Origin of the sequence: Pseudomonas sp. 65/3-MNA-CIBAN-0223 (genome assembly GCF_040310425.1) — a bacterium.
Classification (GTDB): Bacteria; Pseudomonadota; Gammaproteobacteria; order Pseudomonadales; family Pseudomonadaceae; genus Aquipseudomonas; species Aquipseudomonas gregormendelii.
The window spans coordinates 1-263 of sequence record NZ_JBEOPV010000194.1 but is presented as its reverse complement, the minus strand read 5'-3'; the positions used below and the strand labels follow the sequence as shown (position 1 = coordinate 263).

1 protein-coding gene is annotated in these 263 nt (G+C 63.5%); it reads left to right on the top strand.

The window, feature by feature from the left end; all coding sequences use genetic code 11:
* Nucleotides 1-263 (top strand): glucan biosynthesis protein (locus AAEZ09_RS28525; protein WP_350601698.1); only part of this gene is annotated, 263 nt, incomplete at both ends.

Below are 263 nucleotides of genomic sequence, written 5' to 3'. Positions count from 1 at the left end.
AGATCACCGCGACGAACGTGCGCGAGATTCGCTACGACCCAGCCATGTTCCAGTTCGATGGCCTCGAGATCGATCCGGCCGCGCTGGAGGGGCTGGGCTTTGCCGGCTTCAAGGTGCTCTATCCGCTGAACAAAAAGGACAAACAGGACGAGGTGATGACCCTGCTTGGCGCCAGCTACTTTCGCATCGTCGGCAAGGGCCAGTGGTACGGCCTTTCCGCGCGCGGGCTGGCTATCGACACGGCGCTGCCGGTGGGCGAGGAG